At 71.6% G+C, this 10,030-nt stretch carries 13 protein-coding genes; 5 read left to right on the forward strand and 8 right to left on the reverse strand.

The window, feature by feature from the left end; all coding sequences use genetic code 11:
• The first annotated feature begins 156 nt into the window (after positions 1 to 156).
• The gene (locus tag ABZ479_RS41135) at positions 157 to 726 is read left to right on the forward strand and encodes a helix-turn-helix domain-containing protein (RefSeq protein WP_500466368.1); all 570 of its coding nucleotides are present in this window, start codon (positions 157 to 159) and stop codon (positions 724 to 726) included.
• A 9-nt stretch (positions 727 to 735) separates the two neighbouring features.
• Positions 736 to 1,065 carry a DUF1707 SHOCT-like domain-containing protein gene (locus tag ABZ479_RS41140; RefSeq protein WP_500466369.1) on the forward strand — a complete coding sequence of 110 codons (330 nt, stop codon included), beginning with the start codon at positions 736 to 738 and terminating at the stop codon, positions 1,063 to 1,065.
• Positions 1,066 to 1,147: 82 nt separating this feature from the next.
• Here the strand turns inward: ABZ479_RS41140 and ABZ479_RS41145 are convergent, their stop codons facing one another.
• From ABZ479_RS41145 to ABZ479_RS41155, 3 genes are all read right to left on the reverse strand, one after another.
• Positions 1,148 to 2,359, reverse strand: coding sequence for an aggregation-promoting factor C-terminal-like domain-containing protein (locus ABZ479_RS41145; protein WP_500466370.1), 1,212 nt, complete (start codon positions 2,357 to 2,359; stop codon positions 1,148 to 1,150).
• 68 nt (positions 2,360 to 2,427) lie between these two features.
• A complete protein-coding gene (locus ABZ479_RS41150) occupies positions 2,428 to 2,628 on the reverse strand; it encodes a hypothetical protein (protein ID WP_500466371.1) in 201 nt (66 codons plus the stop codon).
• A gap of 173 nt (positions 2,629 to 2,801) precedes the next feature.
• Positions 2,802 to 3,110 carry a hypothetical protein gene (locus ABZ479_RS41155; RefSeq protein ID WP_500466372.1) on the reverse strand — a complete coding sequence of 103 codons (309 nt, stop codon included), beginning with the start codon at positions 3,108 to 3,110 and terminating at the stop codon, positions 2,802 to 2,804.
• Positions 3,111 to 3,272: 162 nt separating this feature from the next.
• On the opposite strand from ABZ479_RS41155, the gene ABZ479_RS41160 reads away from it, so the two are divergent.
• Positions 3,273 to 4,274, forward strand: a complete 1,002-nt coding sequence (locus ABZ479_RS41160) for a helix-turn-helix domain-containing protein (protein ID WP_500466373.1) — start codon at positions 3,273 to 3,275, stop codon at positions 4,272 to 4,274.
• A 144-nt stretch (positions 4,275 to 4,418) separates the two neighbouring features.
• On the opposite strand, the gene ABZ479_RS41165 is transcribed toward ABZ479_RS41160, so the two are convergent.
• Complete coding sequence (locus ABZ479_RS41165) at positions 4,419 to 5,270, reverse strand: D-alanyl-D-alanine carboxypeptidase family protein (protein WP_500466380.1); 852 nt, start codon at positions 5,268 to 5,270, stop codon at positions 4,419 to 4,421.
• Between the two features lie 302 nt (positions 5,271 to 5,572).
• Between ABZ479_RS41165 and ABZ479_RS41170 the strand changes: the two genes are divergently transcribed.
• Entirely contained in the window at positions 5,573 to 6,073 is a 501-nt protein-coding gene (locus ABZ479_RS41170; RefSeq protein WP_500466374.1) for a hypothetical protein, read from the forward strand.
• A gap of 20 nt (positions 6,074 to 6,093) precedes the next feature.
• Here ABZ479_RS41170 and ABZ479_RS41175 read toward each other — a convergent pair whose 3' ends face one another.
• On the reverse strand, positions 6,094 to 6,813 hold the full coding sequence (locus tag ABZ479_RS41175; protein ID WP_500466375.1) for a sensor domain-containing protein: 720 nt from the start codon (positions 6,811 to 6,813) through the stop codon (positions 6,094 to 6,096).
• Positions 6,814 to 7,070: 257 nt separating this feature from the next.
• Here ABZ479_RS41175 and ABZ479_RS41180 point away from each other — a divergent pair, with 257 nt between their 5' ends.
• Positions 7,071 to 7,727 carry a maleylpyruvate isomerase family mycothiol-dependent enzyme gene (locus ABZ479_RS41180; protein ID WP_500466376.1) on the forward strand — a complete coding sequence of 219 codons (657 nt, stop codon included), beginning with the start codon at positions 7,071 to 7,073 and terminating at the stop codon, positions 7,725 to 7,727.
• 34 nt (positions 7,728 to 7,761) lie between these two features.
• Here the strand turns inward: ABZ479_RS41180 and ABZ479_RS41185 are convergent, their stop codons facing one another.
• The 3 genes from ABZ479_RS41185 to ABZ479_RS41195 all read right to left on the reverse strand — a co-directional run bounded on the left by ABZ479_RS41185 (position 7,762) and on the right by ABZ479_RS41195 (position 9,890).
• Entirely contained in the window at positions 7,762 to 8,505 is a 744-nt protein-coding gene (locus tag ABZ479_RS41185) for a VOC family protein (RefSeq protein ID WP_500466377.1), read from the reverse strand.
• 47 nt (positions 8,506 to 8,552) lie between these two features.
• Complete coding sequence (locus ABZ479_RS41190; protein ID WP_500466378.1) at positions 8,553 to 8,972, reverse strand: CoA-binding protein; 420 nt, start codon at positions 8,970 to 8,972, stop codon at positions 8,553 to 8,555.
• A gap of 207 nt (positions 8,973 to 9,179) precedes the next feature.
• Positions 9,180 to 9,890, reverse strand: a complete 711-nt coding sequence (locus ABZ479_RS41195; RefSeq protein ID WP_500466379.1) for a class I SAM-dependent DNA methyltransferase — start codon at positions 9,888 to 9,890, stop codon at positions 9,180 to 9,182.
• Between the last annotated feature and the right edge of the window lie 140 nt (positions 9,891 to 10,030).

Below are 10,030 nucleotides of genomic sequence, written 5' to 3' on the forward strand. Positions count from 1 at the left end.
GCCCCGCCGAGGATCGGCGGGGCCTTCGCGACGTCCTCGACCCGGAAGAAGGCCTCCTGCCCGATCGGCATCGTCAGCGCCAACCGGCCGTACGCCAGGCATGGTTGTAAATTTGTCCAACCAGTGGAGAATGGTGCAGTGAAGGAGGGGGGATCGATGAGCTCACGGGACTCCGGCCCATCGAGCCGGCAATGGCACGGTGTGCACAAGGCGCTCGCCGATCCGCTGCGCATCCGGCTCCTGGAGGCGCTGTGGGAGACACCGCTGTCCGCACGCGAACTCGCCGTTCATGTCGGCCTTCCGGCCGACCGGATCTACTACCACCTCAACCAGCTCGAACGGGCCGGGCTCATCGAGATCGCCGAGTACCGCCCGCTGGCCCGCGGCAAGGTCGAGCGGGTCTACACCCCCGCGGTCGCGGAACCACCCGGCGACGCCGCGAGCCCGGAGGAGATGGCCGAGTTCCTCGGCTCGATGCTGGAGGCCACCCGGGCCGACATCAACGCCGCCCACCGGTCCCGGCAGGCCGGTGCCCGCCGGGAGGTCGACCTGCACCGTGGCGCACTGCGACTGACCGACGAGGGCCTGGCGGAACTCCGCGCCCACATCGGGCGACTCGCCGCCCGCTTCGGGGACCGTGACGCCCCCGGGGTGTGGACGCGTGTCGTCGTCGCGGTCGTCGACCTGCAGGACCGCCCGTCCCAGGATGCCGCCACCCCCGACTGAGAGGCCGCCATGCACGACAGCGAGGAACACAGCACCGGCCCTGCCCTTCGCGCTTCGGACGCCGAACGCGACCGGGCCCAGGCGCAACTGCAACACCACTACGCGATCGGCCGGCTGACCCTTCCCGAACTCGAGGAACGCGTGGGCGCGGCCTGTCAGGCGGGCACCCGCGCGGAGCTCGACGCCCTCTTGCACGACCTGCCCGGCGAGCCGGAACAGCCCCCCGCACACACCCCCGTGGTCGATTCCCGACTGCTGATCATCTTGCTGTGCGTCTCGCCCCCTGCGGCGCTCGTGTACTGGCTCATCTGCCGGGGCGCGGCCGGTCGAAGGGGCTGACGGCCCGCTCACCCGGCCCCACGCCGAAAGGGCGGCGCCCCCTCGGTTCGAGGGGGGCACCGCCCATGGCACGTCCGTGACGTCAGTACCAGTTGTTCGCCTGCCAGAAGCTCCACGCGCCGCACGGCGAGCCGTAGCGGCCGTCGATGTAGCTGAGACCCCACTTGATCTGGGTGAGGGGGTTGTCCCTCCAGTCGTCGCCCGCGACGTCCATCTTGGTGCCGGGCAGCGCCTGCGGGATGCCGTAGGCACCGGAGGAGGGGTTCGTCGCGTTCCAGCGCCAGCCGCTCTCGTGGTCCCAGAGCGTCTCCAGGCAGGCCCACTGCGCGGAGGTGGCCCAGGCGGCGTCCTTGGTGTTCATCATCTGCCGGCCCGCGGCCTTGACCTCGGCGATGTCGTTGCGGTCGACCGTCTGCGTGCTGGTGGTGCAGGTGTAGGTGCCGGGCTGGGCGGACAGCAGGCTCTGCGTCCAGCCGCCGGTGTTGACCGGGTCGTCGAGGTGGTACGAGATGTCGGAGCCGGAACCGTCGGTCGGGTCGGCGTCCTTGTACCAGTACATGGCACCGGTCGACAGGCGGCCGAAGTAGAGGCCGGCGCCGGGCGAGACGAGCTGGTTGAAGCCGGACCATCCGGAGGACTTGAGGGTGTTGCTCTTCCACGAGCCCGCGCCCGTGACGGAGTAGTCGAGCAGCCGTCCGTCCGTGGTGGTGGCGCCGAGGCGGTCGTCGCCGGTGGCGGTGAGCGTCTTCAGGACGAATCCGGTGTCGATCTCGGTGCGCAGGCCGATGTGCTGCGGGCCCGCGGGCTTGTCCTCGGTGACGTTGTAACGCAGCAGCAGGCCGGAGGCGGTGGTGCCGTAGAGGTGGCCGTGACCGTCGTAGGTGAGCTTGTCGTGGGTCCAGCCGCTGTCGGCGATCCTCACCGGTGCGTTCAGCAGCGCGAGGCTGGTGTTGTTGGTCTTGATGTCGACGCGGTACAGCGCGCCGGAGGTCGACGTCACCAGGACGGTGTTGAAGTTGAGGGTCGCCATGGCCTTCGGCTCGAAGCCGAGGTCGGGCCCGACGAGGACCTTGGCGAGATCGCCGGTGGCCGGGTTGATCTGGCTGTACGTCACTCGGCCGTCGGCGAGCACGCCGTAGATGCTGACCCCGCCCGAGCAGGTGGTGGCCGCTTCGGCGGTCGGCGCGGTCACGGTGAGGAGTCCGGTGCCGAGGGCTCCCGCCGTCAGCAGGCCCGCGATGCGCCGGCTGTTCCTGCGGGTGGTGCCGCGGATGGTCGTGCGGACGTTCTTCACTTCTGGAGTCCCCGGGGTCGTGGTGGCGGGTCAGGCGGTGTCGGTCGGCGGTGCCGGCGGCGGACGGCCTACTGCCAGCCCGCGTCCTGCGGGGTGACCTGCCAGCCCGCGTCGGCCGGGGTGACCTGCCAGCCCGCGTCGGCGACGAGGACGGAGGAGGACGGGACCGCGTCCGCCGTGGAGCCGGGTGCGACCAGCGGGGCGGCCAGAGCCGCGGTGACGACGAGGGAGGAGACCGCGGCGACCTTGGCGATTCGGTTGCGAAGCATGCCTGTTTCCGTTCCTTCCGGAGGTGGGTTGCGGTGCCGGGCCCGGTTCCTCGCGTCCCGCGGTGACGCTCGGCCCGGCCGGTGAGCAATAGGTTCGTCGCAGCTCAGGCCCGTGAGAAGGGTTCAGGGATGGACGGAAAGGGCCTTGGACCGATGCGTCCACCCGGACCGGTTCAGTCCACCGCCTGGGGCACGAAGGCCAGCGGCACCAGCGGCACCCCCACGCCGGTCAGCCGCGCCGCGGCCAGCTCCGCCACGTCGCGCAGCAGCCGACGGCACACGCGCAGGGCCCGTTCCTCCGCCTCGTCGAGACCGGCGGCCAGCACATAGAAGCCGAGCGTGAGTTCGCCGGCGGACGTCGGGTGCACGGCAACGTGCTCGACGCCGTCACCAGGGACGATCGCCGACCGCACCAACGCCCTCACGTCCTGCGGCAGTGCCTCGTCGGAGGGCAGTTCGAGATGCGCGTGGACCAGGTACATGCACTCCAGAGTCTCAACCGAATCCGTGCACAAGTCCCCTCGTGCACTGGACCGTTGGGGCCGTGGCCGGTTCCGTCCTGACTCTGTGACGATCGCCCGCCCCTCTGCGAAGATCCCCGTCGGACAGGGGATGCTGGGTGCAGGAAACCAGGGGGGAAGCGGATGTTGACAGCTCTCGGACTCGACTCCGTCGCGGAGAAGGTCTACCGCGCCATGCTCAGAGAACCGGCCGCCGGGGTCGCGGCCCTCGCCCGCACCGTGGGGCTCTCCGGGGAGGAGGTGGGCGACGCCCTCGACACGCTGAGCGAGCTGGCCCTGGTGCGCCCCGCCGCCGGGGACGTGGGCCGCCTCCGGGCCGTCTCACCGGACGTCGGCATGGAGATACTGATGGGCCGGCAACAGGCCCAGCTGGCGGCGCAGCAGCAACGCCTGGAAGCCTCGCGGGCCGCCGCGGCCCAGCTGATCTCCGAGTACGCCGAGCTCCGGCCGGCCACCAGCCATCCCGGGGTCGAGCAACTGGTGGGCCTGGACCGGATACGCGACCGGCTGACCGTGCTCACCCGCGAAGTGCGCGAGGAGTTCCTGACGTTCGCCCCGGGCGGCCCGCAGACCGCGGAGAACATGGCCGCTTCGCGGCCGCTCAACCAGGACCTGCTCGACCGCGGTGTGCGCATGCGCACGATCTACCTCGACAGCGTCCGCGCCCACCGGCCGACCGTCGAGCACGCCGCCTGGCTGGCCGGACTGGGCGGTCGCATCCGCACGACCCCGTCCCTGCCGACCCGGATGATCATCATGGACCGTCTGACCGCCATGATCCCGGTGAGCAGCGACGACACCGCCGCGGGTGCCGTCCTGCTGACCGGCCAGGGCACGCTCACCGCGCTGTGCGCCCTCTTCGAGACCACCTGGGAGGCGGCCCAGCCACTGGGCGAGAGCGTCCCCACGCACCCGAACGGGCTCACCGGACAGCAGGCGACCGCCCTGCGGCTCCTGGCGGAGGGCCACACCGACGAGGCGATCGCCAAGCGGCTCGGGGTGTCGCACCGTACGGCCCGGCGGATCGCCTCCGAGCTGATGGACCGCCTGGACGCACGCAGTCGTTTCGAGGCCGGCGTGCGCGCCGTGCAGCGGGGCTGGCTCCCGACCGCTTCCGAAGGCTGACGAGGAGCCGGGTCACGGGACGGCCGGGGGCCGTAGCGGCTGCCCGCGGCCCGGGGGCCCCGTGCCGAACCGCGGTGGTCAACGGCGAAGGGCCTGCCCCCGACCGTGCGGTCGCGGGCAGGCCCTCCGTCATGACTGACGCGCCTACTTCTTGAAGCTGTAGTTCATCAGCTTCGTGGCGTCACTGGTGCGGGCGGTCGCCGAGGAGGAGGCGAGAACGGCACCGATGACCGTCTTGCCGTTCCGGGTCGCGGCGAACACCAGGCAGTACTTGGCGAGCGAACCGGAGCCGGTCTTGACCCCGATCGTTCCGGAGTAGCTGCCCAGCAGCGTGTTGGTGTTGGTCCACGACATGGTGCGGTAGCCACCGCTCTTCGTGGTCACCTTCTGCTTCGTCGACTTCGTCTTCACGACGCTGCGGAAGGTGGAGTACTTCATCGCGCTGCTCGCGAGCTTGGTCAGGTCCCGGGGCGTCGAGTAGTTCGACCCGTTGCTGATGCCGTCGAACGAGTCGAAGTGGGTGTTCTTCAGACCCAGGCTCTTGGCGGTCGAGTTCATCTTGCCGATGAAGGACTTGACGCGAGCGGCCCGCGTGGAGCCGGTGCCGAACTTGTCGGCGAGGGCGTACGCCGCGTCACAGCCGGACGGGAGCATCAACCCGTACAGCAGCTGGCGGACGGTCACCTTGTCGCCGACGATCAGGCGTGCCGAGGAGGCGCCCTTGGAGACGATGTAGTCGCTGTACGCCTTCTGGATCGTGACCTTGGCGTCGAGATTCAGATGCGGCTGGGCGAGCACGACACGGGCGGTCATGATCTTGGTGGTGGAGCCCGTGGGACGACGGGTGTCGGCGGCCTTCGAGAAGAGGGTCTTTCCGGTCCCGTTGTTCATCACGTAACCGCCCTTGGCGGCGATCGTGGGCACGGCCAGGGTGGCTGCCTGGGCCGGGACGGTGAGCGCCCCTGCGGACACCACCGCTCCCGCGGTGATGGACACCGCTGCCACACGAGTTGTGATTTTTATGCCGGTTTTCAAAATGTATACCCCAAATGTCGCTATGGGTTGACGGCACGAAGATGCCGCCAGCCCCTAGGACATTCGGCAGGGGCAAAAAGATGTACCTCCCGCCGACAAATCTCGGGATTTCTTCGGCTCCGCCGCGCGGGCGAGGAGGGCGGTGCGCCGGCGAGCCGGGGGCCGCCCGCCCGGGCCGCGCGGATACGGTGCGGCCGGCTTCGACCGGCACCTTGCCGAACGCATCACCCAACCGCGGGGGGCGCCGGACGCAGGGAGGAGCCATGCACCGTCAGCCGCGCGGTTCGTATCCCGTCCACGTGCCGCGCCGCACCAAGGAACGGGCCCGCCCCCGGGCGTCGTCCGGCCGCACCTCCGGTGGCCCCGGGCGTGAGATCGTCGGGCACGTGAGCGAGTCGTGGGTGATCGATGACGGCAGCGTCGCCCCCGTGCCGTCCGGGGCGGTGCTGGAGATCCTGCGGGCGAGGGTCGGCAGAGGACTGCTCGAGACGTGGCTGACCGGTTCGTCCGGACGATCCCTGGCCTTCGTGACGAACACCGAGCGGGCCATGGTGATGCTGCTCCGCGACGAGGACGATCCCGGCGAGCATGCGGTGGATCCGGGAGCCGACGGATCGAGCGACGGGTTCGTTCTCTCCGGCGGGCAGCACGACACCTACCGGGACCAGGACACCGTGCCCGTGGACGAGGCCTTCAGGCTGGTGGAGCACATCGTCCGCACGGGGTCGTGGCCCGCGGACGGGCACTGGGCCGTCGACCGCTGACGGCCTCGGTGCCGCTGGTGTCAACGCAGTTTCCCGAGCTGCGTGCCGATGACGTTCGCGGGCAGCTGGGGATCGTCGCCGGGGAAGCCGTGCACCATGAACCAGGCGATGACGGATCCCTTGCGCACGACGAGGTGGCGGAAGGGGGCACGGATCACGCCCTCGTCGCCGTCCATCTTCTGCGTGATGGTGTACTCGACGGCCTCGTCACCCAGGTGCGGGTCCGGCAGCAGCCGGGGGTGCTCGAAGTGCTCCTCCATGACCTGGAGCGGCATGGCGAAGGACCGGCAGCGGGCGAGCGCCGCCCTCAGGTCGGCCACGGCCTTGTGCGCGTCGCCCGCAGCGTAGGCGACCAGGGCCACCTCGACGTAGTCCCCGTGGCCCGACACGAGGGCGTCGGTACGCGCGTACTGCCGGTAGGCGCTGGCCTGCTGGGTGTTGTCGTAGACGGGCTGGCACTGCTCCGGTTCGACCCGGGGCATGTCACCCGTGAACAGACGCACCGGCACCCGGGCGTCCTCACCGCGGCCCGCCAGCGTCTGGATCGTGTAACCCGGCACGTCCTCGCGGTGAAGCGCAAGGGATTCGGCCTCGCGCTGACCCACCAGACGGGAACCGCCGCCGCCCGCCTTCCCGTCGCCGGCTGCCGGCTTCACGGCGGCGCCGTCGTCGCCGGCGCCCCCGCATCCCGTCAACGCGCCCAGCACCACAGCCGCGCAGAGCGCCCGCACCGCACGCATGACCCGACTTCTCGAATTCGGCATTCCCACCCCTGATACGGATCTGACGAGGTCATTGAACACCGCACCCGCATGCCGGCCGCCACCGGATTTCCGCCGGTGGGAGCGGCGGGGTCGGTGCTCGGAGGATTCGCCGGCCGGGGGCGATGAGTTCGCTGCCGGGCGGGAGTCTTCCCCTGTGCACGCCGTCGTGCCGGACGCCGGTCCGGGACGGCGCGTGCAGGCGGAGCTCGACCCGGGACAGGAGACCTTCCGTGATGACCGATACATCAGACCGCGGCAACGGCAGCGGGGTCTGGCCGCTGATCCGCGCGGAGCGGGCGGCGCTGGCGGCCGACCTCGGGGATCTGACCGACGAACGCTGGGCGACGCCGTCGCTGTGCGCGGGTCTGACGGTGCGAGAGGTGCTGGCGCACCTCACGGCGTCCGCGAGCCTCAACGCCGCGCGCTGGATGGCGGGGGTGATCCGGTGCAGGTTCGACTTCGACAAGCAGGTGGCCGTGCGGCTGGCGGAGCAGTTGGGCGCGTCCCCGGCGGAGACCCTCGAGCGGTTCCGGCGCGTGGTGCCCAGCACCACGAAGCCGCCCTTGCCCGCCGTCGCCATGCTGGGCGAGACGGTCGTGCACGGGCAGGACATCCGGCGCCCGCTGGGTGTCCGTCACGAGCACCCGATCGAGGTCCTCACGCGGGTGGCCGAGTACTACCAGGGGTCGGACCTCGTGGTGCTCGGCAAGGGACGCGTCCGCGGCCTGAGGCTCGTCGCGGACGACGGCCCCTTCACGACCGGTTCCGGGCCGCTCGTGTCCGGCTCCACCCTCGCGCTGATCATGGCCACCACGGGGCGCGCGGCCTACTGCGAGGAGCTCGAGGGCGACGGTGTGGAACTCCTCCGCAGCCGCTGCGCGACGGGGTGACCCAGGGGTCACGACGCCCCGTGCGGCTCCGGTGTCAGGACGCGGCGAGGACGCAGAACTCGTGGCCCTCCGGGTCGGTCAGGCACGTCCACGGGACGTCGCCCTGGCCGAGGTCGAGGTCGGTGGCGCCGAGGGTTCGCAGCCGGGCCACCTCCGCCTCCTTGTCGTCACCGGGGTACGGCAGCAGGTCGAGGTGGACGCGGTCCGGGGCGGTCTTCGCGCCGGGCGTGCGGACGAACTCCAGGTACGGGCCGACGCCCTCGGCGGAGCGGAACACCGCGTGGTCGCCGGTCACCTCGTACGGGGTCCGGTCCGTCGCCTCGCCCCAGAACCGGGCCATCGCGCGCGGATCGGCGCAGTCGACGACGACGCGGGCGACCGGGCCCGTGTCCCGGTATGCCTCCCGGGGTTCCAGCACGCAGAACTCGTTGCCCTCGGGGTCGGCGAGGACCGTCCACGGGACGTCGTCCCCCTGGCCGACGTGGCCGGGCGTGGCGCCCAGCGCCCGCAGGTGCGCGACCAACTCCGCCTGATGTGCTGCGGAGGTGGTGGCGAGGTCGAGGTGCAGCCGGTTCTTCGTCGCCGCCCCGGGTTCCGGGACGGGGACGACGTCGATGCCGACGGCCACCGGGTCCGGCCAGACGAGGTCACGGCCGGGTCCGACGTAGGTGGTGATACCGGGGCTGTGGGCGCTCCAGCCGAGTGCCTCCGCCCAGAACCGGCCGACCGCCGTGCTGTCGAGTGCCTTGATGTTCACCTGGACGGGACGCAGTGCCATGCCGGCGATCGTACGCATCCCGTCACCGGGCGGGGGCGCCCGGCAGGTCAGCCCAGGCCCAGCCGGGGGATCTCCCGCCCCGGGGAGCGGTCCATCACCATCAGCAGGCCGGCTTCGCGCGTCCTGGCGTAGGCGGCCTCGTCGATGACGCCCACCTGGAACCAGACCGCCTTGGCGCCGATCTCCACGGCCCGGTCGGCGACCTCTCCGGCCAGGTCGGAGTTGACGAACACGTCGACCACGTCCACCGCGAAGGGGATCTCCGCGAGGGACGCGTAGCCCTGCTCACCGTGCACGGTCTCGGCCTTGGGGTGGACGGGCACCACCTTCTTGCCGAGCCGCTGCAGCTTCTCGGCCACGCGGTACGCGGCCCGTTCGGGGTTGTCGGACAGGCCCACCACGGCCCAGGTGTCGCCGGCGGCGGTCAGTATCCGCCGGATCGTCTCGTCGTCGCCGTAGGTCGTCATGCCCGGCACCCCCGTGCGCACACGGGTTCCGCACCGGTCAGGAGGTCCGGGTTCTGGGGTTTCGTCTGCCGCATGGCACCCGACCCTACCCCGTTCGAATACTGTATGCAATGCATGGGCGGTGGGGAACCCGGCCGCCCCCGGCGGTCGCCGACGCCCAACCGGTCGGCTGCGCCTACGCGTTCGGTGCCGGTGCGGGCCCCGCGGTCACGCCCTGTGGGCCAGGACCAGACGCGCGTACGGGGCGCCGTCCGGACGACGGCCGAAGTCGGGCAGCGCCGCCGTCCGCACCGTGAAGCCCGCCGCCGTCAGCTCGGAACGCACCGCGCGGAGCGGGAAGGTGCGGTAGTACATGACGAACGGCGGGCGCCAGAGCGCGTTCCGTATCCGCATGGCCACGTCGAACCCGGCGGGCACCCAGTAGCGCCGGGAGGAGATGCGGGCCGGCGCGAACACCGGGAAGGCGAAGAGCCCGCCGGGCCGCAGGGCGCGGTGCACCCCGGCGAACAGGGCCGGGCGGTCGGCGGCCAGGAAGTGCCCGAAGGCCCCGAAGCTGACGGCCAGGTCGAACTCCGCGGTGACGTTCGGCGTCCGCGCGTCCGCACGTATCCATTCCGCGTCCGGGTGGGCACGGCGCGCCTCGGCGAGCATGCCGGCGCTGAAGTCCAGTCCCGCGACCCGGTCCCGGCACAGCGGTCGCAGGACCCGCAGGACCGCTCCCGTCCCGCAGCACACGTCGAGCCCGTCGGCGAAGGGGCCGAGCGGGCGGAGGGCGGCGGCGGTCGCGTCGAGGATGCGGTCGGAGGTGCGGAACGGCGTGTGGTCGAACCTGGGTGCCAGCAGGTCGTAGCCGTGCTCGACGGAGGAGAAGGCCTGCACGGCCAGTTCGCGCAGCGAGGGCCCTTGGGGTGAGAACACCGCTCCAGGGTAGTGCCGTTGACGTCCGGCGGGCGGTCCGGCTGGCGGCGACCACGACGGAGGAGCGACCGCCCCGGCCGTACCGCCCCGCCCGGCCGCCGCGGGCGCGCCCACGCCGCCGGGGCCCCCCCCCCCCCCCC

It is taken from the genome of Streptomyces sp. NPDC005722, from assembly GCF_040630935.1.
Classification (GTDB): domain Bacteria; phylum Actinomycetota; class Actinomycetes; order Streptomycetales; family Streptomycetaceae; genus Actinacidiphila.